This window comes from Providencia sp. PROV130 (assembly GCF_028482225.1).
GTDB classification, from domain to species: domain Bacteria; phylum Pseudomonadota; class Gammaproteobacteria; order Enterobacterales; family Enterobacteriaceae; genus Providencia; species Providencia rettgeri.
In genome coordinates this window covers 61,987-86,153 of record NZ_JAMPQC010000024.1, presented here as the reverse complement: position 1 = coordinate 86,153, position 24,167 = coordinate 61,987, and the positions used below count along the sequence as shown (strand labels likewise).

Genomic DNA, 24,167 nt, shown 5'->3' with positions numbered 1-24,167 from the left:
GGAAAATTTAATGAATAAAAAAACAATAATGACACTTTGTTCCGTTTTAATCGCTATTGGGGCGGGTAGCGCGATTTATTCGACCTATGCCCAAAATGAGGAAGACGAACAAGCAGCTTACCAATATCCACCCGTAAAAGTGGCATTGGCTCCTGTTAGCTTAGATACCGCGCCTCGCACCTTTTACGGCGTGGGTGAGTTAGAAGCTGGCAGCCAAGTGTTAGTCGCGGCAGAAACCAATGGCCGTATTACGAAAATTGCATTTGAATCTGGCCAACAAGTCAAAAAAGGCCAATTATTAGTGCAGCTCAATGATGCCGTTGAACAAGCGGATTTATCACGTTACCAAGCACAGTTGCGAAATGCGGCTCGCTTATACGAAAGAACCCGTTCATTATCTGCGCAACATTTAGTGGCAGAGGCTCAAGTGGATAGCACACGTGCTGAACGTGATATTGCCCAAGGCCTAATCCGTCAAACCCAAGCATTAATTGCACAAAAAACGATCCGAGCGCCATTCGACGGAACGATAGGTATTCGCCAAGTCCATGAAGGTCAATATTTAAACCCCGGCGAAGCTATTGCCAGCTTGGTGGATACCCAAACCTTAAAGCTCAATTTCTCTTTAGATGAACAGGCCTCACCGGAACTGCATCAAGGGCAAATTGTTGATATTACGGTTGATGCTTATCCCAATAAAACATTTCCAGCTCGTATTACTGCCATTGATCCACTCATTGGTAAATCACGCACTATCGCCTTGCAAGCCACACTGGAAAATAGTGATGGCACCTTAAAAGCAGGGATGTACGCCAACGTGAATGTGGTACGCCAAGCCAGTAATGAGGTCATTACGATCCCAGAAACCGCAGTCACTTATACCGCCTATGGCGATACTGTGTTTATTACGCAAGGTGAAGGGGATGCGATGACCGTTAAGCGAGTGTCCGTAAAAACGGGGCAACGTTGGGATGGCAAAATTGAAGTAGAGCACGGCTTAAGTGCTAACGATAAAGTCGTCACTTCTGGGCAATTACGCTTAAACGACGGCTCCGCTGTCACTCCAGTTGCCCAAGATACATTGTCTGAATCTGTCGCTAACACAGCTCAAGGTTCATAAGGAAGGCGCAATGAAATTTACTGATATTTTTGTTCGCCGACCGGTTCTGGCTCTCGTGGTCAGTGCGTTGATTGTATTAATTGGTTTATTTGCACTGAGTAAGTTGCCTATCCGCCAATATCCACAGCTTGAAAGCTCGACGATCACCATTACTACGCAATACCCTGGTGCATCGGCTAAATTGATGCAAGGCTTTGTGACGCAACCCATTGCCCAAGCCGTTTCCTCTGTAGAAGGCGTCGACTATTTGTCTTCTTCTTCTGTGCAAGGAAGCAGCCTTGTCACCGTACGAATGGAACTTAACCGAGACTCCACTCAAGCCCTTGCGCAAGTAATGGCGAAGGTGAACCAAGTTCGTTATAAATTACCTAAAGAAGCTTATGACCCTGTGATTGAGCTTTCCTCTGGGGAATCCACTGCGGTTGCTTATATCGGTTTTTCCAGTACCAATCTATCCATTCCAGCCCTAACAGATTACATTTCTCGCGTCATTGAGCCAATGTATTCCTCAATTGACGGCGTCGCCAAAGTTCAAGTTTTTGGTGGGCAACAGTTGGCGATGCGTTTATGGCTTGATGCCGATAAATTAGCCGGCCGAGGTCTAACTGCTGCCGATGTTGCGCAAGCGGTTCGCCAAAACAACTACCAAGCGGCTCCCGGCAAAGTCAAAGGTGAGTTCGTAATTTCCAATGTTTATGTTAATACCGACCTCACGAATGTCGATGAGTTTCGTGATTTAGTGATCCGCAACGACGGTAATGGATTAGTACGTTTAAAAGATGTGGGAACCATCGAATTAGGCGCTGCTTCCACAGAAACCAGTGGTTTAATGAATGGTGAGCCTGCGATTTATCTTGGGTTGTTTGCCACCCCAACGGGTAACCCATTGGTAATCGTTGATGGCATGAATCAATTAATGCCAGACATCACCAAAACATTGCCACCCGGTGTCAAAGTGGAAATGGCATTTGAAACTTCGCGCTTTATTAAAGCGTCTATTGATCAAGTTATTAGCACATTAATTGAAGCTCTCTTGATTGTTATTGTTGTTATTTACCTCTGTTTAGGGTCAATTCGCAGCGTAATCATCCCAATCTTAGCTATTCCACTATCAATGTTAGGTGCAGCCGCACTAATGATGGCATTTGGCTTTAGTATTAACTTACTAACGTTACTGGCCATGGTATTAGCGATTGGTCTGGTTGTCGATGACGCTATCGTGGTCGTCGAAAACGTCCATCGCCATATTGAAGAAGGGAAATCACCGGTTTTAGCGGCTTTAATTGGAGCTCGTGAAGTAGCAGGGCCCGTTATCGCAATGACAATCACCTTGGCAGCAGTTTATGCACCAATCGGGCTCATGTCGGGTTTAACAGGGGCTTTATTTAAAGAATTCGCACTCACCTTGGCCGGTGCAGTAATTGTTTCCGGTATTGTGGCGTTAACCCTTTCCCCTGTGATGAGCTCTTTTATGTTGAACTCAAAACAGAATGAAGGGCGTATGGCGCATATGGCAGAAACCTTCTTTTCTACCTTAGCCCATTACTATACCATTGTATTGAATTTCTCTTTGAAAAACCGTTGGTTAACAGGTATTATTGCCATTGGTGTCTTCATTAGCTTACCACTGCTTTATCAATCTGCCCCTCGTGAATTGGCCCCTGTGGAAGACCAATCCAGCGTATTAACGGCAATCAAATCTCCTCAACACGCTAACCTCGAGTATGTAGAACGCTTTTCGCGTAAGTTACATGATGTTTTCATGGAATTACCGGAAACAGAAAGTACTTGGATTATTAACGGGACCGATGGCCCTTCCGCCAGCTTTGGGGGAACTAACTTAACGTCATGGGAACAGCGTGATCGCGCTGCATCTGAGATCCAAGGGGACTTACAAGGGCGTGTCGGTGATGTTGAGGGGAACAGTATTTTCGTTTTCCAATTACCCGCTTTACCGGGTTCAACGGGGGGCTTACCAATCCAAATGGTTCTCAGAAGCCCGCAGGATTATTCCGTACTCTATAAAACCATGGAAGAGATCAAGCAGCAAGCACGTGAAAGCGGCCTATTTATGGTGGTAGATAGTGACCTTGACTATAACAATCCTGTAGTAGAAGTCCGTATTAACCGTTCAAAAGCAAATAGCTTAGGCATTCGCATGCAAGATATCGGCGAATCACTGACCTTATTAGTGGGAGAAAACTATATTAACCGCTTTGGGATGGATGGCCGCTCCTATGATGTGATCCCTCAAAGTATTCGTAGCCAACGCTTAACACCGGAAGCCCTTTCACGCCATTATGTGAAATCGGAAGCGGGGACGATGATCCCACTGTCAACGGTGGTCGATATCAATACCCAAGTTGAACCGAATAAACTCACGCAATTTAATCAGCAGAATGCGGCAATTTTCCAAGCAATACCCGCCCCTGGGGTCACGTTAGGCCAAGCTGTTGCCTACTTAGATAATATTGCCAATGAGCTACCTGCCGGTTTTAGCCATGACTGGCAATCCGATTCGCGCCAATATAAACAAGAAGGAAACACCCTCGCCTTTGCCTTTATGGCGGCGCTCATCATTATTTACTTAGTCTTAGCGGCACAATATGAAAGTTTAGTCGACCCATTGATTATCTTGATTACTGTTCCACTTTCAATTTGTGGCGCGTTAATTCCATTGGCACTTGGCTATGCGACATTGAATATTTACACCCAAATCGGCTTAGTCACATTGATTGGCTTAATCAGTAAACACGGAATATTGATGGTTGAGTTTGCCAATGAATTACAAGCCAATGAAGGGCTAGATAGACGGCATGCCATTCTCAAAGCAGCACAGATTCGTTTACGCCCAATATTAATGACAACTGCGGCAATGGTGATTGGTTTAGTTCCGCTGCTATTCGCCACTGGAGCCGGCGCCAATAGCCGCTTTGGTTTAGGTTTAGTGATCGTCACCGGTATGTTAGTTGGTACATTATTTACCCTGTTTGTTTTACCAACCATGTATACCTTATTAGCCCGTAATCATAGTGCAACCGCACTTACACCAAGGCGCTATGAGCTTGCCGAAGCGAATCGCCTAATCAAAGAAACTGAGGAGACGTCCCAATGAGAAATACGTTAGCTAGCCGTCATCAACGTAACAACCGTACAGTCAACGAAGTGGAAGTGAATGCGATGAGCAATAGCATGGCAATGCTATTAATTTATCATGGTCTCCCTGCTGGCCTGGAAAAATCCCATTCCACCTCGCCCCCGAATACCTTAGGTAAGCCTACGCGCTAATGCAAATAGCCGCCAAATTATTTAGGTTTGGCGGCTATTATCAAACAACATGACAAAGAACTCTATTGGCCTTCGTAAAAAGCTAAAACAAGATTACCTTCCCGAATAATAATTGGGTTGCCGGGTAATGCATCCAACAATTCACGCTGAGAACTTTCTACGACCACCGCCACATCTTTATAATGGTAGTTTTTCAATAAGTCAGGTAGCTGTTTTAAGCTGTAAAACCGATTAACGGCATCTGGGTATTTGAGCCCGTAGCCTAATTCCCCAGTTTGGTGAAGCATTGTAATATCACTACGTTTAAGTACCCATGCTAATGCAGTTCCTAGCCCTACATTATTAGTTAACAATACAGATTTATCAGCTAATTGGTGATGATATTTCGCAATCACCTCTTGCGGGGTATTATTACTAGCAATACGAGATGGGATCACATGCCCTACCGTTAAGCTAATTGCCACCGTACACACTGCAGCTAAATACCAAAACCGTTGTTTAAAAGAGACCAAAGCAACCAATAACCAAAAAATAAAGGCACCCGCAGCTAACCATAATTTTCCACTTTCATCGGCCTGAAACACATTCAGTTTAGGGTAATAAGCAGAAACAATAATTCCCCCAGCAATAGCGCCACCGATTAGTGTGTTAATCAATGCATTCAAGCGAATAGGCAGTGTTTTTTTCTCAGTGAGAATTTTTTCAATGTAGGCCGCCATAAGAACGGCAATAGGTGCAATACAAGGCAAAATATAGGTCAGTAATTTTCCTTTAGTGATACTGAAAAATACAAATGGTGCAATAAACCACATCAGAAAATAAATATGTACCCCTTTTTGCTGCCATGCATGGCGTAGCGCGCCAAAAAGGTACCCCAGCCAAGGCAATACCGCGGCAAGTAAAATAGGAATATAAAACCAGAATGGGGATTTATTTTGCGCATTATTCGCCATAAAACGTTGAATATGCTCAACCCAGAAGAAATAGTTCCAGAAATCAGGCTCACGACTAGCAATGACAAAAGCCCAAGGTAAGCACACGACAAAGGCAGTAAATAGCGAAACAAAAGAGAAAACAAACACTTCTTTGAATTGCTTAAAGTAGATGGCAGTTACTGAACACACCAGCAAAGGTAACACTAAAACAAGAAAACCTTTTGTTAATACGCCTAACCCACAGGCTACTCCCATCATCATGAAGGCGAATAATTTATGAGAGAAGTATTTTGTCGTTAACCCCCATTGGAAAAAGAAAATCACCATAGTGATAAATGCTGTCACGATGGGGTCAAGAATATTGTAGGTGCCGATGGTAAAGACCATCAACATTGAAAGATAAATAAACACCGCGTTGAAAGCGAGACGTGAGTTTTTCCAAGCCATTTTGGCACTGAGATACACAAATAGCCCACTGACTAATGTACTAAATACTACGCCAAGGCGAACAGAAATGTTATTTTCACCAAATAACATTTGGAAAATAGCCCCTACCCAATAACCAAAAATAGGCTTCTCAAAATAACGAATATCTAAAAGTTCAGGAACGCTCCAGTTATAACTAATAATCAATTCCCGACTAATTTCCGCATACCGCAGTTCATCCGGTTGCCACAATAACCTACCGTTTAATGGTAAAAAATAGGTTACTAGGACAAAACCAAATAACAGGCACCATTTAAGGTAGGCAACTTTATTGTTTGCCATAATCATCTCATCTCAACCATTCTTGTTATTGATATTTAATAATTTTATTTAGTTCATTTGAAAAACACTTTCTTTTTATTTAGCTATTATCGTTATGGCGATTAAACCCCATTTAAACAAGTCAAAAGTTAATTGGTATGAATACCGCTATATATAAACAATTAATAAATGGAAACTACATTTTGTCGATAAAAGAGATAAGAATCGCAGATTAAGACTGAATACTTAAAGAATAGTTCAGTATTTAAAAATAAGATAAAAATTAACTTACTCTTAATGTTAGTCATTAATACAAAAAATATACGGTAATTTATAAACAAAAACCGGTCAGGGCATTCGCCATAACCGGTTATTATTCATGCCAAGTAAAGCTATTTGGCCGCAGATAACGCTTGTTCAAGGTCGGCTAAAATATCATCAATATGTTCTATACCAATCGATAAACGAATCATATCTCGGGAAACCCCAGCTTGTGCTAATTCTGCGTCATTGAGCTGGCGATGCGTCGTTGATGCAGGGTGGCAAGCTAGTGATTTAGCATCACCAATATTCACCAACCGCACAATCAGTTTCAAAGCGTCAATAAAGCGAGCTCCTGCTTCTTGGCCACCTTTAATACCAAACGACATAATACTGGCAGGTTTGCCGTTCATATATTTCTGTGCTAAATGATGTTCAGGGTTGCTCGGTAGCCCTGCATATTTCACCCATTCCACTTGAGGGTGATTTTCGAGGTAATTCGCAACTTTTAGTGCATTTTCAGTATGTCTATCCATTCTTAACGCGAGAGTTTCTAACCCTTGTAGAATTAAAAACGCATTAAATGGTGACAATGCGGCACCCGTTCCGCGCAGTGGGGCAACACGGCAACGCGCAATAAAGGCAGCGGCGCCAAAATGTTCAGTATAGCTTACACCATGATAAGCCACGTCAGGCTCTATCAATAATGAAAAACGGTCTGGATACTCTGCCCATGGGAATTTACCTGAATCAATAACCATTCCACCCAGTGATGTACCATGGCCGCCAATATACTTAGTCAATGAATGAACCACGATATCTGCCCCATGTTCAAATGGGCGGCATAAATATGGGGTCGCTACGGTATTATCGACAATCAAAGGCACACCATGGCGATGTGCAACTTCAGCGAGTGCAGCAATATCCACAATAAAACCCGCTGGATTTGAAATTGACTCACAGAATACGGCTCGAGTCTTGTTATCAATAAGCGCTTCAAGTGCTGCTAAGTCATCGTGCTCTGCAAAACGGGTTTCAATTCCTAAGCGTGGCAAAGCGTGGGCAAGTAAATTGTATGTTCCGCCATATAATTTTGCCACGGAAACAATGTTGTCACCTGCTTGTGCGACTGTTTGGATCGCATAAGTAATTGCCGCCATTCCAGAAGCAACAGCCAACCCTGCTACCCCCCCTTCAAGGGCAGCAACACGTTGCTCTAGAACATCATTCGTTGGGTTCATAATTCGCGTGTAAATATTACCCGCGACTTTTAAATCGAAGAGATCAGCGCCGTGCTGAGTGTCATCAAAAGCATAAGAAGTCGTTTGGTAAATCGGTACGGCAACAGACTTGGTAGTAGGATCAGGGGAGTAGCCCGCGTGAATCGATAATGTTTCTAATTTCATTCGTTATCCTTGTTACGACACACTGGAAAAAATGCAATTGTCAGAGGAGGTCCATAATTATGTTGTTATGATGCTGTGATAACTCTAGATATTACCTAAGACACCATAGTGAGCAACTAATTGAACTTGAAATTATTTCACATTGATAGATGCAGCAATGGTGATTATCACACCCTTTAGCTTAAAAATGAGTTATATCTATGTCTATCCTTATAACCTATTTCGTATTGATATAAAAAAAGCCACAACCTATACAGGTCATGGCTTTGCTTCTTATATAACTTTATTTATAACTATAGGAAAGCGCCATAAATAACCGAAGTAATAGATGCTAACCCACAAACAAAGGTGAAAATTTGAGCAGGTTTTGACGTACTAAATTTCTTCATCGCTGGAACAATATTCATCGACACAACAGGCAGAATAAACAGAATAGCGGCAATCATTGGCGCCCCCATCGTTTCAATCATGCCTAAAATACTTGGGTTACGAATAGTCACAATCCACGTTGTAATCACAATAAATAACATGGATGCCATTTCAATTTTCTTTACAGAGAAAGAAGAACGAGACTTGATTAACCCAACTAAACCTTCATGAGCCCCTAAGAAGTGACCAAAGTAACTCGATACAATCGCAGCAAAGGCAACAATCGGCCCTAAGTAGGACAAGATTGGCGATGGATTGATATTCGCGATATGTGATAACACACTGATATTTTGTTCTTTCGCAACAGCAAGTTCAGCTGGGCTTAATGATAGCACCACAGAGAAAACAAAAAACATCACAAAGCCAGTCAGCATTAATGCGGCCCCGCCAGTGATCATATCTGTTTTCACAATAGCATTATTGCCGAATTGTTGGCGCTGGTCTTTGGTGAATTGGCTGATGATTGGGCTATGGTTAAATGAAAATACGATAAGGGGGATCGCCATCCAAACAACCACTGGCATTGAACTCCAGTCTGGTGCCACCTCTAGCATTGACATATTCCATTCAGGAATTAAATACAATGATAAAGCTAATAAAATGAAGACCAAAGGGTAAACCATTAGAGACGTGAGCTTTAACATCAGGTCACGACCAAATACCACCCCAGCAGTCATTGCAGCAATCAGCACGCCAGACAATAACCATCGTGGTAGTGGGTCTATCCCTAGTTGATTGACAAGAAACGAATCAACCGTATTTGTAATACCCACACCGTAAATTAGTACAATAGGGTAGATAGCAAAGAAATAGGCAAAGGTAATAATATTTGCGCCTATTTTACCAAAATGCTCTTCGACCGTGTCGGTAATATCCGCATTGGGATTTTTTGAAGATAAAACAAAGCGAGCTAACCCTTTATGGGCCAACCAAATCATTGGAGTGGCAATTATTGCCAATACGACTAATGGCCAAAACCCCCCGGCACCGGCTTTAATTGGCAGGAATAGAACACCTGCGCCAACAGCGGTTCCAAATAAAGAAAGTACCCAAGTAAAATCCTTATAGGTCCACTTACTGGCAGGTTTATCTACTGCGACTACTGCTTTTTCAATTGTGCTCATCTTGTGTTCTTCATCATTAACGTTATTAAAATAAGATGTGCAGATTTTGCATTAAATGAGCAACAGTACCTAATTTAATTACGCTATTTTTTTCAACTTTTTGGTGTAGATCTCGTTAATAACGTAAAAAAAACAAATACCACGTAATTATTCTGTAAATAAATAATTTCGCAATTAATTAAAAGAATAAGTTTTAGATATAAAGTATTTAATTTTTAATTCGAGAAAGGGCTGAATGATTCATTCAGCCCTTTTTTTATCTGAGAAACTGAAGTTTTACAGATAGACAGGCACTAATATTTCTGTCGCAATCACGACCACAACCAATCCAACTAAAACTGGGATTGACGTTCTTTTCACCACTTCGAACGGAGAGATTTTAGCCATACCAGACACGGCCACGACAACCCCTGATACAGGCGATAAAGTCCGACCTAAGTTAGAGGCTTGCAGCATTGGGATCACTAAATAAGCTGGATTGACCCCCATTTGTTTTGCTAAGTGAGGAATTAACTCAACAAATGCATAGAATGGGGCATTACCCGAACCCGTTGTCATCGCGGCTAACATCGTGATCACCACCAGTGCGATCATCATCACTATAGCGCCTGAACCGAATGATTGAGCAAGGTCAATTAGCCCTTTAATAAAGCCAATCGTGCTTAAACCTTGTGCAAATACCCCTGCTGCCACTAATAACATCACGACCGTTGCAAATGCTTCTGCCATGCCTTTGTAACAAACTTCTAAGCCACTATAGACATGTTTAGCGCTGAAACTACGAATAAATTCAATGACTGCTGCCAAAATAATACAGCCAACAATAATAGTAACAATATGCAATTCAGGCGCCCATTTGCCATCAAACACTAAAACACCAATAATCGGTGTGAAAGGTAAAATAGCGTAGAAAGCAGGTGCATGGGTTTTAATTTCATTAACATCTAACATTTCAGTTGTGACATTTTCTTTTCTGTCGAGATAACGCTGCCAGAAAAAGTGGGCGATTGACATTGCCACAATTGCCGCGATAGAAATCGGTAAGGTCGTTTTAAATGCAAAGTCGATTAATGGCATTTCGGCTGCTTTTGCCGCTAAGATAACATCACCAGACGTTGGCGCTAAAATAATTGCCGCTGGCGATGCACAGATTGCCGCTGCTGCACCACGACTGATCCCGACATTCACCATGACAGGGAATAGCGTCGCCATCAGTAATACTCCGAGGCCGGTTGCAGAGGAAACAGCTAGCGACATCAAACATGCCACAATATAAGCAGCAACCATCAACAAATAAGGTGAGTTGATCATTTTTAATGGCTTAGATGCGATTTTCACCACGACATCATTCGCCCCGATATGAGTCATATAAGATGCAAATCCACATAGCACCATGATCATCATACCAAGGTCGCCACCTCGGCTCATTAATAGGAATTTTATGTATTCCAAAATATCTGTTACACGCCACCCCGTCGTCGGAACAGAACCTGGTAAAATACTTTTTCCCATAATAGCGGTAATGATCAGAAGTAAAATACCCCCGGTCATTAACACTCCCGTTGCGGAATATCCTTTTATGATATAACGCCCAACTCCAATGGCGACAATAACGCCGATTAAGAGCTCAATCATTTATTTCTCCTGCCTGTCTTATTTTGTAATTATAAAAAAAATTACTCTGCCTAATTATTAAGCAAAATTCACTGACAATGATCATGTCAGCAGATGATTTTTAATATAGAAATGCGTTAAAACACAAGAGAAATAAATAAAAAATCTATTTTTGGCGCCCATTTACAGCCGATAGCCCCAAATATTAATAAAGAATAGGAAAATCAGCTTTGTTTAGCGATGTAATGTTTTTCACATTAAAGAGGAAAATTGATTAACTAAATAACTCATAAATCATATCACCAAAAAAGCCGCGATATTGCAGATAACGAATTTGCTTGCTCTTTTCTTTAAAATCTTTAGGAATGTTATCCCCAAACTTCTTATTGCGCACCCATGCGGCCTTTTCAAACCAGTCTACATCTAAAGTGGCAAAATGCTTTTCCACAATTGTTTCAGGAAAACCTTTCTGCCGCATTTCTTGTTTTATCCGCAATGGGCCGTATCCCTTGCGCAGATAACCTTGCATTAATAACCCTGCGACACGGTCATCATCAAGAAAATGTTGCTCACTTAACCGCTCAAGCACCAATTCAATTAAAGGCTCGTCAATAATGCCTTCATTTTTTTCATACATACGCCGTTTCATACGGGCAAATAGCTCAGCTTTACCGTAATCACGGCGGGAAAGCATAAATAAGGCATATTGGTAAAGCTCGGATTCATTCATAGCGTTAAACTTTCATCATTAAATTGGGCGCATTGCGCGCCCAGTCTAACATAAACCTTTGTACTCTAGCTTGAATAAGCATGTGATTTGGCTGAGCGCAGTCAACACCCATGCAGCTTGAAGTATGACGAGTTAGTGAACTTGAGTACCACTTAGCAGTTTATATATCGTATCCGGAGTATAGCTACCGTCTTGGAAATAAATTGTCCAGTCCGTAATATCATCACGTGTTAATGGGTAAACTTCCCCTTCTTGCATATTTTGCACATAAAAAGGATGGTTTATTAAGCGCCCTTCAAATTGGTCACCATGCCAAGAAACAGGTTCAAACCACATATGTTCATGGCCATCGAAATCTTCTTCCGCATCATGGTAGCCAATACCGCATTTCACCAAAAAACGCCATTCAGAGTCTTCAGTTTCCTCGTTTTTACCGAGGAATTTGGCAAAAAAACCCTTCTTCTGAGCAACCGGTTTTGGCCCGTAGTTATCTAACATATGAGTGAAATACTCCCAACGTAACTTAGCTTTGCGGGACATATCGGCCGTTTCTTCGTCAGTACGCATAAACATCATGGCATTTTGATCTTCAAACCCTTCAAAGAAGCTTTCTAAGGTTGGGTTTTCTTGTGTTACACGGAATAACATGGCTGAAGGATGTTGATGAGATTCGTCTCTATCATGCCAATCTCCCATAAAACGCTCTGATGATGCATCTCCAAACTCGAAACTCATCTCTTCTAGCGGTTTTAAATCATCAATGGGTGTGGATTTACCTACATGTAGCAGCCCTTCTTCAAACGGTACTGCAACTAAATATTCATAGCCCGCCTGGGTTTGTCCAATAAAAATCGGCTCATTAAACACGATTTTTCCGTGAGTAATGCTGTTATTCACGAAGCTCCAAAACAGTTCGGGAATACCATAATAAGAAGCAATCGGGTGCGGTATAATAATTTCCGCTTCCGACAAACCACAACGTGCCAACCCGTGCGTGTGGAACCAATACATGGTCGGCGCACGCTCTTCTTCTGGCTTGTCTTCGTTGTCTTCTTGGTCATAAATGGCATGAACAACATACAGAGAGTCAATGCTTGGCATCAAGTCATCAATGAGTTGGAAATTAAGCCACTCACGAGTAAACACTTTCCCTGCGGCAGAAATATCCAAGCCCAGTAATAAGTCAGGTACCAAGATTTGAATGACCTTTAGCTGCTGCAGATAATTGACTAATGGTTGCCCTTGAAATAAACACTCAACAATCACCGCTTGAGGGGCTGCACTTGCTTCTGCATACAGCTCAGGGCTAATTGGGTCAGTGGCAAAATAAGGGTTGATGGTATATTCAGGGTCGCTATCCACTAAAGCGATATAAAAACGCAATTCTTCTTCACCTTTTTTACAGCTAAAGAAAAAACCGCCATCCTCTGGAATGTAATCTATCTCACCCTCGGTGAAATAAGTTTGTTCTTCTAAACGCTGCTCAAGTAATAAAGACGTCAGCTCAGAACCAGGAATAGCAACCATCATTGATGCTTCTTTCTCGCCCTCACCTGCTGCGGTATCAAGGTAGTGTTGTTTATTATTCATTTTCAGACCTATTAATAAGTGACTGTGGCGAGGATATCAGCTTATATTCATTAAGAATATTGTGATTATTCTTAACAAACTGAGATTGTGATTTGATCCTTCGTATTGCAACTAAGTTAATAAATAATCATTATTCGACAATCAGTTATTCTACTTTTCATACGGTATTGGCTGAGGCACAATAATGCTCTTTCTTTAATTTGCTTTATATTGATGAAGCAAAAGTCCTATTTCAATAAAGGTAATTCAAATATGGCTGATTTAACCAAGGCACAAAAAGAATATGTCGATGATCTCGCAATGCAGCGTGTTTTTGATATGAATAATGATGACGTTTTTGTGGATGCTTTAGAACAAAAAATTCACCAATTAGAAGACCATTTGAAAGCCTATTTTCATGAGCGTGTTAAGTTTCATCAGCAAACTAAAAAATAGCCTTTTGCCTGCTCAGTGCCGGTATTGTTTATTATATCGGCACCTGCTCTATCCCTTTCATATAGCCATCTTAAATAAATAATAAACACACATTTCTTTAGTTCAACTTATCAACAAAAAAGCATTAAGCGCCATCTAATAATAAATTTCTAATGATAGAATTCCAATCATCGCTGTACGACTAATAACAATTTATCTATTACACTTCTTTATTGTCCAAATATTGAGCCAATTTTATGAAACGCATTCAATTCAGTACTGCACTGATCCTTTCTTCTATTATGAGCATGTCTGTGAGCTTTGCCGATAGCGATCGTCCATTATTTTCAGTCTCTGTAAGTGAATCTGGAGTACCACAAAATAATAGCGAAGGCGGCATTACTCGTTCTTCTACCACAGAGTCACGAGTACTGCCGATTTGGGGCGATGAAGCCCGTGCTCGAGGGTATGATTTACCGGAACCATTTGGGGCAAGTTATGGTTATATGAATATGCGCCAAGATATTGTGGTGGATAGAATCGGGTTTATTATGCCTAAAAACCCAGATACCGCCGCTGCGCTGAGTATTGATGCAGGCCACACACGACAAAAAAGTGAAACACACACTCTAAAGATAGACTCTTGGATTTTTCCTTTTTTAAACATTTACGGGTTATATGGCCACACTAAAGGTAAATCACATACTACATTAAACGGCGGTAGTTTAGGTGGTTTATCCTTAGATTTTTTACTTAAAGATCAACCTTTTGATTTAGATTTCAAAGGAAAAACTTATGGTGCTGGTTTTACTTTAGCCGGAGGTTATAACGACTTTTTCACAACATTAGATTTAAACTACACCAAAACTAACCTTGATGTTTTAGATGGTGACATTAAAGCTTTAATAATTTCCCCTCGTATTGGTTATCAATTCACTTTTGATCCATTAATTGATGGGCAAGGTGATACAAAAATTCAAATTTGGACTGGTGCCATGTACCAAGACATCACCCAACGCTTTAAAGGGAATGTAAATAAACTCGATTTACCGCCGGCATTTCAAGGTTTTATTAATGCCCTAGATGACCCTGGCATGAAATTCGATGTAAAACAACATCTTGCTCATAAATGGAATAATACTGTCGGTGCTCGTGTCGAGTTTACGCGTAATTTTAATGTGCTCACTGAATTCGGTTTTAATAACCGTAATACCTTCTTTGTATCTGGAGAATTCCGTTTTTAATGTGGCATTCGGCAATTATTCAAAGGCTGGCCTTGCTCAGCCTTTTTATTATTTTTCCTGCTAAAGCAGATTTTCTTCCTGACCGCCAGCAAATCGATGGCTGGCTAAACGATCTCGGTGGGGAAAATAGCTTTGATGAAAGTAAAACTGTTGATTGGGGCATATTGCCAGGACCATTTTATACCCCCGAAATGGGCATTGGTATTGGCACCGCACTGGTTGGTTTATATCGAATAGATAAAGAAGATAAACAAACCCAGCCATCTTCTATTGGATTAAGCGGTTTTGCATCGTCGACCGGCGCATTTGGATTAAATTTTACCAATTATAATTTTATTGATAACGACCAGTGGCGGTTATTTGTTTCCGGCACCATTAACAATATTCCCACTTATTATTGGGGTAAGGGATATTCTGCAGGGAAAAACGATCACAACAAAGAAAAGTACCATTCTCAAGAGTTCCAAATAACTCCAAGAGCCTTATACCAACTGGCTGATTCTACTTATGTCGGGCTCGGTTGGAACTTCTCATCAATCAATGCCAGCGATCCTGATGATGGTGCGAAACAGTATTTCTCCAAGTCAATTGGGGGTCGCTCGGTGTTAAATTCAGGCATCAGTGCATATTACAGTTATGACACACGAGATTTCCTGCCCAATGCCCATCATGGTCAAACTTTTGAGGCCGTTTATACTTATTTTACACCTAGCCTCGGTAGCGATACACGCTTCCAAACCACCCAATTACAATATGCCTATTACCATGCCTTAGCCGAAGAGACTGTTATTGCATTCGACAATTATGCAAGGTTTTCAAGCGGAAATGTACCGTGGAACCAGCTATCATTACTTGGTAATGGTAACCGCATGCGCGGGTATTACGAAGGCCGTTATCGCGATAACAATATTTTCACCAGCCAAATAGAACTCCGCCATAAACTCGATTGGCGCCATGGCGTTGTTGGTTGGTTAGGCACAGGAACCATGAGCGATACTGCATCCGACTTAGGCCAAAGGCATTGGTTGCCCACCGTAGGTGTTGGCTACCGTTTTGAATTTAAACCAAGAATGAATGTTCGCTTGGATTTAGGTGTCGGCCGCAACAGCACAGGGGTTTATTTTCAGGTTGGGGAGGCATTTTAATGTTCAAATGGGTTCTGGCAATGGGGATTGCGCTTTTATTAGCCGCCTGCCAAAGTCATGACAAACTGGAATTGCCTGCCATTGAGCCTGTAATTACCCCCTATACTTTTGAAGCGGCCTCACAAGCTTGGCCTGTGGTTGCTTCCTTAGCTCCTCCACAAGGTTTGCGCGCTTGCTGCGCTTTTGGCTACAACTTGCAAGCTGAACTGTGGGGATTACCAGTCCCATTTTACACTATCGATAATATCGTTGAAGCAGATAGCCTCGGTGAACATCATTATAATGACAGCTTTTTAGGTGCCTCTGCGGCATTAATGGGGCTCAGTAATGAAAAAATAGGCTTACTCTATACGGATAAAAGCGGGTTTATTGATATTTCCCATGTCAGAGATACTGCAGATTATACTTTTTACTTATTTAGCCAAATTTACCCACGCCTTGGCCAACAATGGTCGCTGTCACTTAGTGAAGAGTTGGCGGATAGACAAATTCATTTCAGTGCATTTAAACCACCACAATCTGCCAAACAACGTTATACCCTAAGCGCCTACTTAGCCGCAAAATTAGCTTTCCAGCTCGCAGTATGGCATGAAATTGCGCAGTGGTATGGTTATCAATCTGTACCGGGATTTTCCGAAGGGATTTCCGCATTTTCCCCTGAAGACCTGTACTCAAATTTACTTGGTTCCCGTCTCGCCTTAACTTTGATACTACAAGGCCGAGCAGACTCTTTAGCCACTTATTCTCAATCAATGGAAAATATTCTTCCACGAGCACTTCAGCGGCTAGGTAGCAAAGAAAAAAGTATAACCCGCAAAATGTTTGATAGCGTAGATGGCTTATGGTGGAACAGTTACCGTAGAGTACCGGAGAAATTTCTTGTTTTAACAAGGGATTACCAAACAAGTGACCAACGTTATCCTCTGATGCCCCCACAAATTATGCCATCTGAAAGCTTATTTTTAACGTTGCCTGATCGCTATCTCAAATATGATTTGTCATTACTCGCACAACTGCGTTTGCTCCCTACTGGTAACATGAAACAGCTCCCCAAACCAACCTCTTATTGGACAGTGGCAGATTTTCCACAGCTGGCGGAAGATGCGAAGCAACAAGATTTACTGCAACAAATTTTAAAACCTTAAGGCCTATTTGAGATATCCATATGACTCATCCTATAGGACTTTACTCTGACATTGTTGCACTTAAAAACTAAGGTAAATGTCACTTTTTACTCATTTGCAGATAATAATCTAATTTCACTTTTGTCTCCTCGATAGGCTTTAATAAAACGATGGAGATCTCATTTTGGTTAATAAATAGCCTATTAACTGCTTATTTTTCAGACAAAATAACCTTATAATAACTACATGAATTGTATGCTTTTTGCTCGAATTTAACTTAAGTCAAGCGTGGGCACTGCGGAAATAAACAGTTTAATTAATCATTCTTCATATGAAAATATACCAATAGAAACTTTACACCATTTAAAATCAGTTGATTCATAATAATATAAAAAAGCCTACAAAATAATACAGAAATTTCCCTAATGTCACCCGGATAAATGTAGCTCGTAAAAAATTAATCTGCTAATATTCGCTCGAATTTTGTTCAGAGATACTTAGGAGAAGCAAATGCCCTCTCGAACGATGAGGACAAACGCCGTCTTCGCTTTCTTATTTTTACTTTTATTTTCGAGCCTGAGTATGGGCTCCACCAGTACCAGCACAATGCTCAATAAAGAGTATACTAATAAAACTGTGCAACAGAATGTAAGTCAGGCTAAAACCTCACTCCCTGATTTACGTAAATACCCTTCTGGTACACCTCGAAAGAAAGCATTTTTGAAAACGGTTGTCCCTGTTATTGAAAAAGTGAATAAGCAGATCATGGCTGAACGTACTTGGTTGTTATCAGTACGAGCTAACAAGAAGTGGAGCGCCCAAGAATTGCGCCGTCTTGAGCAAATCTGTAATAGTTATGGTATGAAATGTAGTAACCCAAAACGTTTAAATTGGGACAAACTATTGAGTCGTGTCGACATCATGCCAACGCACTTAGTTGCAACACAAGCAGCAACAGAGTCTGGCTGGGGTACTTCACAACTCGCACTGCAAAACGGTAATTTATTTGGTATGCGCTGCGGTAGCGGCTGCCAAACTAAGCAAGGGAAAGTCAAAGGCTATTCTTCCTATGCTTCTGTAGAAGATACCGTAACTGCTTACATGAAGAACATGAATACCCATAATGCTTATGAGTCACTACGTACTTCACGAGCAAAGCAACGTCTATCAAAAGATGAGCTAGATACTAAAAAGCTAATCAATGATATGAAAGGATATTCAGAGTTAGGTTCAACCTATAACCGCTATTTACAAGAGATGTACGCGAGTAATGAAGAATTGATTACACAAGCTCAACAAAGAGCAGCCACTCGCATTTAATTTTGTATCACCAGGTACAAGACATAAAAAATCCACTTCGTTAAGTGGATTTTTTTATTATTTTTTAGGTTGACTCTATTGCTCTAAATAGTTCGAGTGGTGGCAAGGCGATAAGAGAGGCTCCCTACTGCCAATCAAAAGCATTACTTGTTTTTTAATGGCTTTTATTCATTATTTTAGATTCACGCCATTGCTCTAAATAGTTCAAGTGGTGGCAAGGCGACAAGAGAGGTTCCCTACTGCCAATCAAAAGCATTACTTGTTTTTTAATGGCTTTTATTCGTTATTTTAGATTTATGCCATTGCTCTAAATAGTTCGAGTGGTGGCGAGGCGGCAAGAGAGGCTATCCCTAGGAGCATACATAAGTATGTGACTAGGGTAGCTGAACGTAGCCAACAAAGTCACCATTCGAAATATGACGAGCAATATGACAAGCAATATTCTGATTGCATAGAAAAAGAGATCAAATATCATATACCCTCACCTTCTAACAAAATAATTAACATCTTTGAGTCTAATATGAATTTCTTCTCTTTTGAGTTTCTTGGCTCTTTCTTAATTTTTTTTCTTATTTATTGGGGTTGTCAGCCCAGTGCAAAACTACAGAATGGCTTATTAATCACTGCTAGCTATTTTTTTGTTTATTCATTTAGCCCTGACTTTGCTTATATTTTATTTAGCTACACACTGATCATTTATTTGCTTACCAATGTGGCAACTAATTGGCTCTCTAGTCGATGGATATACGGTATTCTTACCGCCGTCATTATTGGTTTCTTTACCACTTTTAAGTATTACTCATTCTTCCAAGAGACTATCCAGCAAACACTCGACAAATTTGGTTTTAGTGTTGGCCTTCCTATATTGGAGATACTCGCACCTCTTGGCCTCTCCTTTTATGTATTCCACTCGGTAAGCTATACCGTATCGGTTTGCCGCAAAGAAATTCCTAAAGCTGATTTCTTTGACGTGACACTATACCTTGCATTTTTTCCAAGTATCGTTGCGGGACCAATCAATCGTGCGAAGAACTTTCTTCCTCAAATACAAGCTGAAAGCCGTGAGGTTTTAGATCCTCGAAAAGCCATATTGCTTATCTCATTAGCACTGGTGAAATTGTTTTTATTTAGCTCTTACTTATCTGAAAATTTTGTAAACCCTGTCTTTGATGCCCCTGTGGGTTACAGTGCGGGAGAGATTCTAATAGCAACCTATGCGTATGCTTGGAATATTTACTTTAACTTCTCTGGTTATACCAACCTGGTGACGGGCATCGCGTTATTATTAGGGTTTAGAGTTCCTGTTAACTTTAATGCGCCTTATTTAGCTGCAAATTTAAAAGAGTTTTGGGCTCGCTGGCATATCAGCTTATCAACCTTTATTCGCGACTACATTTATATTCCCCTTGGCGGTAACCGCAAAGGTTTTAGTCGTATGAACACTAATGTATTCCTTGCTATGGTCATTTCAGGGTTATGGCACGGTGCTGCAATGACATTTGTGGTATGGGGAGCCATTCATGGATTAGGGATTGTATTACTCAATCTTAAGAGTTTATGCATGGAAAAATTAGGATGGACTCAAGTGATCCCTAATAAAACATTATCAGTTTGGGTTTCGCGTATTATTACTTTCCATTTCGTCTGTTTTGCTTGGATCTTCTTTCGTAGTGCCTCATTTGATGATGCACTGCTAATAGTGAATCAAATCACTGCATCTGGTTTTATCGCTTCTATTAATGCAAGCTTGGGATTATTAGTCGCATTTTGGCTACTACTGATTACCTACCCTTATTTTGTACAAGGCTACCATTATGTGGCGAAAAAATACCAAACTATTCCTTGGTATTATTACCCTATTCCGCTCGCGATTATTCTAACCATTATGTTTATGCTTTCTCCTTCAGGTATGCCGGGGTTTATTTATGCTAACTTCTGAGTTTAAAAATACCCTCATCAAGGTTGGGCAGATTTTATTTATTGTCCTCGTTGCCGGCCTATTATTAATTTGGTTGAATCAAAGCTCACTAGAACGATTTTGGCAGCAGAAATATCATCAAGATACCCCATGGGCAAAAATGTCGGGTAATCCTATCTGGGATTACGGAGCTTATTTACATGATGGTGCACTTGAGGCTGGAAGCCTATTTACTTACTACGCATCAGGGCAAAAAGCGCAAGAGGACAAGCAAGCGGCAGAAATCGCATTGGCCAATAAAGACAAAGCACTCAGTTTTCCCACCGGGTTTCAAGTTGGTCTTCATTTTGTGAATGGCTATGTTTACCCAGCTGAAAGCTTATCGATTACCTTCCCTGAACGCCTGAAACGGCCACAAGCTAGGGAGAAAAACCCCAAAATTAACTTTGGTGGTTTTACTATCAAAACAGATCAGCCAATCGTGCCAAAACATGTTGCCAATATCGAAAAAGGCCAACAAGTTCTGTTTGCGGGGGACTCCATGATGCAAGGTGTTGCTCCACATGTTAAAAACATGCTCTTGAAAAAATATAATATTGATAGCATTAATCTAAGCAAACAAAGTACAGGATTAGCATATCCACGCTTTTTCAATTGGCCACAAACCATTGCCAAGGCATTGAATGATAACCCGAACATTAAGGTTCTCGTCGTTTTTTTAGGCCCTAATGACCCTTGGGATATGCCACCACAAACGGGTTATAAATACGTCAAATTTAAAAGTGAAGATTGGGAAAAAGTGTACCGTGAACGGATTAGTGATATAATATCGACCGCTCGCCAGCACAATGTTGATGTTATTTGGGTTGGCCCCCCTAATATGCGTAAAAATACGCTCTCCGATGGTATGAAATTCTTGAGTAGCCTCTACCAATCTGAAGTTGAGGATAACGGCGAAATTTACTTTTCTGTCAATGATGTCTTTAAATATAAAGGCGATACCTATTCTGACTATATCGGTGATGCAAGCAGTACAATTAAATTGCGAAGTGGTGACGGGATCCATTTCAGCGGAAAAGGCCAACAATTGATTGCTGAAAAAGTATTCTCACTCATTCATTTCGAAGAAGAGGAAGAAAAGGAACCTCATGAAACTGAACAAACTGTGTCAAGCTAAGTCCAAAATATTGGCGGGTAGCGTGATTGCGCTTTTATCGCTGGGCTTATTGTCTTGCCAGAACACATCAGACAAAACACGTACGACTAGCCTCCCCAAAGGCCAGCCTGCGGTTGCACAAGGGCAGTTGATCAATAACGCCGAACCTAATTTGCCACTGTTGGCGAAAAAGCTACGCCAAGGCAACCAACAAGTGCATATCGTCCAAATTGGTGACTCACACACCGCCGCTGACTTTTTCAGTGGCAATTTGAGAGCCTTGTTCCAGCAACGCTATGGGGATGCGGGCCCAGGCTTCATTCCACCTATTTCAGTACCGGGACAACGTACCGCAACCATTAACCGTATGAGTGAAAAGAAAGAATGGTCTCTGGCTTCCAGTCGTAAAGATGAGCGCTTTGATTACCCACTTGGTGGGCTAATTGCCGAACCACAAGCTGCCAACAGCAAAGTGGTGCTTAAGCCTTTACAGCCGGCGCTAGGGGCTTACCAGCTACAGACTCTCTATCAAAGCGCAGGTGATTCACAAATGCGTGTCGCTCCTGCTGTTTCTCCCAGTGTTGCATTGCCAGCCACGGGTAACCAGTGGGTATTTTCATCCCCTGTAAATACCCAACTTCCCGCTCAGGTTACTGTTAATAAAGGTAATGGGTTAAAAATTGGTGGGTGGTTAGTGCGTTCACAAAAACCAGGAGTGATGCTTTCAGCACTTGGGCTCAATGGTGCAACATTAAGTATGGCAGATAAATGGCAGCCACAATGGAGCGAAACTTTAGCGCAAATGTCGCCTGATATGGTGATTTTAGCTTATGGAACCAATGAAGCTTTTAATGATACGTTAGATTTAGCCGCTTATGAGCAAAATTTACGCGCTAAAATCCGCTTAATTCGCCAACAAATGCCTAACAGCGTTATTTTGCTTATCGGCCCGAATGATTCACTTAAATTTAATAATGCAGCTAGTTGCCAAGCTCAAATGCCTGTGAATCTAATGAGTGTGATACAAATTCAAAAGACGGTTGCTGCTCAGGAAAATACGTTATTTTGGGACTGGCAAGCCTTTATGGGTGGCCCTTGTTCAATTCGCACATGGGCAGCTCAAGATTTAGCCCGCCCAGATAATGTTCACCTTTCTGTTGAAGGGTACAAAAAGAGTGCTCAAGGTTTATATAGTCAGTTAAGCCAAATATTAAATTAATTACTGACTCAATGCACGATAAGGCAGAGGTATTTTCAACGTACCCTGCCTTTTTATTTACTACTATTTTTAATATTTATCGCCTAATAGTGGCTATTTCACTTTAGCTTTTTTCTTACTTATCTTTTTGTCACTCTAAAAATCCAATTCCAATTTTAAAGCTAAAATAATTATTTCAAATAAAAACAACAAATTAAAAACATCACTCTCGGAATACTACTGACTAATTACGAATTTATTTTTCCTTCTAAAAAACATAAAAAATCGTGACCATTAATTAAATCAATGTACACCGCATAAAATTAGTATCCCTGCGTCCCTTCTAGTAAACCACATCGCTATACGCTGCGATTTATAAAACAAGGAGGTAATAGCAAACCACTTTGCAGCTTATGCAAGCTCAGGGTTTGTTGTTAAAAAATGGAAACCGTGAACAATTCTTTGACACAACCAGAATAATTTTACGGTCTAAATCGTAGGTAATATTTATTTAGGTTCAAAAAATGTCGACTAATTTCTGTGTAAAATCGTTTCATACCTGTATTGAAGGTCTATCAAATAAAATAAAAAATAGCTTTTATCTAACTCACTCCCTACTCTTTAAACTGAGCTCGGGTGAAATTGACATGCGAATAGAAGAAGGCCCATGGCAAAAACTGACAGCCTCAGATATTTGTTTTCTCCCTAAAGGAGCATCAATTGAGATAATTAATCGTGATAGTCAAAATCTGCTAGCTGTAGATGTACTTCCAATGACCACAGACATGTTAAAATCCTTTTATCAACAACAATCTGCATTATTTATTCATAAGAAAAAAACATCTTCAATAGGTCAAATTTGTTGTACTAACTTACAAGAAAACCCAATTATTGAAGATGTATTTCACTCTGCCATTAAAGAAGTTAACTCAACTGCCAACCAGGATATTATTCATATTCATTTGGGTTTTATTTTGTCATTTTTTTTACTGGTGAATGAATTTATCCCTACATTATATGCATCAATAAATATTTCGATAAAAGATAAAGTATATGACTTAATTTTTCATAGTGCTGGTAAGCAATGCCATACTTTAGATACTATCGCGAAAAAACTCCATATGAGTTCTTCAACACTTAAACGGCGACTGGCCAGTGAATACACCAGTTTTTCTAAAATTAGCTTAATGTCACGAATGAATAAAGCGATGATATTATCGAAAACAGAAAATATGCCTATGACACGTATTGCCCAAGAAGTCGGCTATGATGATGTGCCTTATTTTTTACTGGCATTTAAAAGTTTTCATGCACAATCAAACATTCCTCATTCTTTGTCTTAATTTATTACTGAATTTATTACTGATCCTTTAGCATTCTTAAATAAGTATTCGAGCCTTACCT

General features: G+C 40.6%; 18 protein-coding genes. 12 read left to right on the top strand and 6 right to left on the bottom strand.

The features are described from left to right. Positions 1-10 precede the first annotated feature (10 nt). Genes PSF28_RS16770 through PSF28_RS16760 form a run of 3 tightly spaced genes read left to right on the top strand, consistent with a single transcriptional unit; the run spans position 11 to position 4,408 of the window. Positions 11-1,120 (top strand): efflux RND transporter periplasmic adaptor subunit, encoded by a 1,110-nt coding sequence (locus tag PSF28_RS16770; protein ID WP_272685397.1) that lies wholly within the window; start codon positions 11-13, stop codon positions 1,118-1,120. A gap of 10 nt (positions 1,121-1,130) precedes the next feature. Next, complete coding sequence (locus PSF28_RS16765; protein WP_272685396.1) at positions 1,131-4,235, top strand: MexW/MexI family multidrug efflux RND transporter permease subunit; 3,105 nt, start codon at positions 1,131-1,133, stop codon at positions 4,233-4,235. Beyond that, a complete protein-coding gene (locus tag PSF28_RS16760) occupies positions 4,232-4,408 on the top strand; it encodes a hypothetical protein (RefSeq protein ID WP_210839549.1) in 177 nt (58 codons plus the stop codon). Before PSF28_RS16765 ends, PSF28_RS16760 begins: the two co-directional genes overlap by 4 nt. 62 nt (positions 4,409-4,470) lie before the next feature. On the opposite strand, the gene arnT is transcribed toward PSF28_RS16760, so the two are convergent. The 6 genes from arnT to PSF28_RS16730 form a co-directional block, all read right to left on the bottom strand. Next, positions 4,471-6,117 (bottom strand): lipid IV(A) 4-amino-4-deoxy-L-arabinosyltransferase, encoded by a 1,647-nt coding sequence (arnT, locus tag PSF28_RS16755; RefSeq protein WP_210839563.1) that lies wholly within the window; start codon positions 6,115-6,117, stop codon positions 4,471-4,473. 365 nt (positions 6,118-6,482) lie between these two features. Further along, positions 6,483-7,757 carry a bifunctional O-acetylhomoserine aminocarboxypropyltransferase/cysteine synthase gene (locus PSF28_RS16750; RefSeq protein WP_164528334.1) on the bottom strand — a complete coding sequence of 425 codons (1,275 nt, stop codon included), beginning with the start codon at positions 7,755-7,757 and terminating at the stop codon, positions 6,483-6,485. A 293-nt stretch (positions 7,758-8,050) separates the two neighbouring features. Continuing rightward, positions 8,051-9,310 (bottom strand): aromatic amino acid transport family protein, encoded by a 1,260-nt coding sequence (locus PSF28_RS16745; protein WP_272685395.1) that lies wholly within the window; start codon positions 9,308-9,310, stop codon positions 8,051-8,053. Between the two features lie 276 nt (positions 9,311-9,586). Beyond that, a complete protein-coding gene (gene dcuC / locus PSF28_RS16740) occupies positions 9,587-10,945 on the bottom strand; it encodes an anaerobic C4-dicarboxylate transporter DcuC (protein WP_004915139.1) in 1,359 nt (452 codons plus the stop codon). 253 nt (positions 10,946-11,198) lie between these two features. Next, positions 11,199-11,654: a regulatory protein RecX gene (locus PSF28_RS16735; protein WP_272685394.1), complete on the bottom strand. Its 456-nt coding sequence runs from the start codon at positions 11,652-11,654 to the stop codon at positions 11,199-11,201. 132 nt (positions 11,655-11,786) lie between these two features. Further along, entirely contained in the window at positions 11,787-13,244 is a 1,458-nt protein-coding gene (locus PSF28_RS16730) for a DUF4026 domain-containing protein (RefSeq protein WP_272685393.1), read from the bottom strand. Between the two features lie 252 nt (positions 13,245-13,496). Between PSF28_RS16730 and PSF28_RS16725 the strand changes: the two genes are divergently transcribed. The 9 genes from PSF28_RS16725 (at position 13,497) to PSF28_RS16685 (ending at position 24,106) form a co-directional block, all read left to right on the top strand. Continuing rightward, positions 13,497-13,679, top strand: a complete 183-nt coding sequence (locus tag PSF28_RS16725) for a hypothetical protein (protein WP_210838271.1) — start codon at positions 13,497-13,499, stop codon at positions 13,677-13,679. A 236-nt stretch (positions 13,680-13,915) separates the two neighbouring features. Further along, positions 13,916-14,902, top strand: a complete 987-nt coding sequence (locus PSF28_RS16720; RefSeq protein WP_210838269.1) for a hypothetical protein — start codon at positions 13,916-13,918, stop codon at positions 14,900-14,902. Next, the gene (locus PSF28_RS16715; RefSeq protein ID WP_210838267.1) at positions 14,902-16,047 is read left to right on the top strand and encodes a BamA/TamA family outer membrane protein; all 1,146 of its coding nucleotides are present in this window, start codon (positions 14,902-14,904) and stop codon (positions 16,045-16,047) included. The genes PSF28_RS16720 and PSF28_RS16715 overlap by 1 nt, the downstream gene beginning before the upstream one ends. After that, the gene (locus PSF28_RS16710) at positions 16,047-17,192 is read left to right on the top strand and encodes a DUF4056 domain-containing protein (RefSeq protein ID WP_272685392.1); all 1,146 of its coding nucleotides are present in this window, start codon (positions 16,047-16,049) and stop codon (positions 17,190-17,192) included. Before PSF28_RS16715 ends, PSF28_RS16710 begins: the two co-directional genes overlap by 1 nt. A 489-nt stretch (positions 17,193-17,681) precedes the next feature. Next, positions 17,682-18,491, top strand: a complete 810-nt coding sequence (locus tag PSF28_RS16705; RefSeq protein WP_210838263.1) for a protein bax — start codon at positions 17,682-17,684, stop codon at positions 18,489-18,491. A gap of 520 nt (positions 18,492-19,011) precedes the next feature. Continuing rightward, positions 19,012-20,430 (top strand): MBOAT family O-acyltransferase, encoded by a 1,419-nt coding sequence (locus PSF28_RS16700; protein WP_272685391.1) that lies wholly within the window; start codon positions 19,012-19,014, stop codon positions 20,428-20,430. Then, positions 20,417-21,586 carry an SGNH/GDSL hydrolase family protein gene (locus PSF28_RS16695; protein ID WP_272685390.1) on the top strand — a complete coding sequence of 390 codons (1,170 nt, stop codon included), beginning with the start codon at positions 20,417-20,419 and terminating at the stop codon, positions 21,584-21,586. The genes PSF28_RS16700 and PSF28_RS16695 overlap by 14 nt, the downstream gene beginning before the upstream one ends. After that, positions 21,558-22,784: an SGNH/GDSL hydrolase family protein gene (locus tag PSF28_RS16690; RefSeq protein ID WP_210838260.1), complete on the top strand. Its 1,227-nt coding sequence runs from the start codon at positions 21,558-21,560 to the stop codon at positions 22,782-22,784. Before PSF28_RS16695 ends, PSF28_RS16690 begins: the two co-directional genes overlap by 29 nt. 626 nt (positions 22,785-23,410) lie before the next feature. After that, positions 23,411-24,106 (top strand): helix-turn-helix domain-containing protein, encoded by a 696-nt coding sequence (locus tag PSF28_RS16685; RefSeq protein ID WP_272685389.1) that lies wholly within the window; start codon positions 23,411-23,413, stop codon positions 24,104-24,106. The last annotated feature ends 61 nt before the right edge of the window (positions 24,107-24,167 follow it).

Coding starts and splice junctions, on each gene's coding strand:
- PSF28_RS16735 (WP_272685394.1), bottom strand. CDS start 11,654: ATGAATGAATCCGAGCTTTACCAATATGCCTTATTTATGCTTTCCCGC.
- PSF28_RS16715 (WP_210838267.1), top strand. CDS start 14,902: ATGTGGCATTCGGCAATTATTCAAAGGCTGGCCTTGCTCAGCCTTTTT.
- PSF28_RS16750 (WP_164528334.1), bottom strand. CDS start 7,757: ATGAAATTAGAAACATTATCGATTCACGCGGGCTACTCCCCTGATCCT.
- PSF28_RS16700 (WP_272685391.1), top strand. CDS start 19,012: ATGAATTTCTTCTCTTTTGAGTTTCTTGGCTCTTTCTTAATTTTTTTT.
- PSF28_RS16685 (WP_272685389.1), top strand. CDS start 23,411: ATGCGAATAGAAGAAGGCCCATGGCAAAAACTGACAGCCTCAGATATT.
- PSF28_RS16770 (WP_272685397.1), top strand. CDS start 11: ATGAATAAAAAAACAATAATGACACTTTGTTCCGTTTTAATCGCTATT.
- PSF28_RS16725 (WP_210838271.1), top strand. CDS start 13,497: ATGGCTGATTTAACCAAGGCACAAAAAGAATATGTCGATGATCTCGCA.
- PSF28_RS16690 (WP_210838260.1), top strand. CDS start 21,558: ATGAAACTGAACAAACTGTGTCAAGCTAAGTCCAAAATATTGGCGGGT.
- dcuC (WP_004915139.1), bottom strand. CDS start 10,945: ATGATTGAGCTCTTAATCGGCGTTATTGTCGCCATTGGAGTTGGGCGT.
- PSF28_RS16695 (WP_272685390.1), top strand. CDS start 20,417: ATGCTAACTTCTGAGTTTAAAAATACCCTCATCAAGGTTGGGCAGATT.
- PSF28_RS16745 (WP_272685395.1), bottom strand. CDS start 9,310: ATGAGCACAATTGAAAAAGCAGTAGTCGCAGTAGATAAACCTGCCAGT.
- PSF28_RS16765 (WP_272685396.1), top strand. CDS start 1,131: ATGAAATTTACTGATATTTTTGTTCGCCGACCGGTTCTGGCTCTCGTG.
- PSF28_RS16705 (WP_210838263.1), top strand. CDS start 17,682: ATGCCCTCTCGAACGATGAGGACAAACGCCGTCTTCGCTTTCTTATTT.
- PSF28_RS16730 (WP_272685393.1), bottom strand. CDS start 13,244: ATGAATAATAAACAACACTACCTTGATACCGCAGCAGGTGAGGGCGAG.
- arnT (WP_210839563.1), bottom strand. CDS start 6,117: ATGATTATGGCAAACAATAAAGTTGCCTACCTTAAATGGTGCCTGTTA.
- PSF28_RS16760 (WP_210839549.1), top strand. CDS start 4,232: ATGAGAAATACGTTAGCTAGCCGTCATCAACGTAACAACCGTACAGTC.
- PSF28_RS16710 (WP_272685392.1), top strand. CDS start 16,047: ATGTTCAAATGGGTTCTGGCAATGGGGATTGCGCTTTTATTAGCCGCC.
- PSF28_RS16720 (WP_210838269.1), top strand. CDS start 13,916: ATGAAACGCATTCAATTCAGTACTGCACTGATCCTTTCTTCTATTATG.